Annotated in this window: 1 protein-coding gene; it reads left to right on the top strand. The window is 63.6% G+C overall.

Annotation, left to right across the window (positions count from 1 at the left end):
- The coding region (locus ACVOL0_RS20405) for an Ig-like domain-containing protein (RefSeq protein ID WP_481550634.1) at positions 1-448 on the top strand (448 nt) is incomplete at both ends.

The following is a 448-nucleotide window of genomic DNA, read 5'->3' on the forward strand; positions in this document are numbered from 1 at the left end:
GGAAGTGGACCTGACTGCGCCCAGTGAGCCAACCATCGAGCAGGTGCTGGATGATGCAGGCGACGTGCTTGGCGTGATCCAGAATGGCCAGAGCACTGACGATTCCACGCCAACGCTGTCGGGCAAGGCGGAGAAGGGCAGCACGGTCAGCGTAATGGCCAATGGCGTCCTGCTGGGCAGCACCGTCGCCGATGCGGACGGGAAGTGGGTCTTCACCCCGGGCACGCCGCTGCTGGATGGCACGTATACATTCACCATCAGCGCCGCGGACGCAGCAGGCAACAGCACGGCGTCGAGCACGCAGTATGTGATCACCATTGACAGCTCGCGGCCGAGCGCACCGACCATCGACAGCGTTTATGACGATGTGGGTGAAGTGCATGGGCCCGTGCAAAGTGGTGGTCGCACCGACGATACCCAGCCAGCCTTCAGTGGCAAGGCCGAGGCC

Source organism: Stenotrophomonas sp. STEN021 (assembly GCF_056760175.1).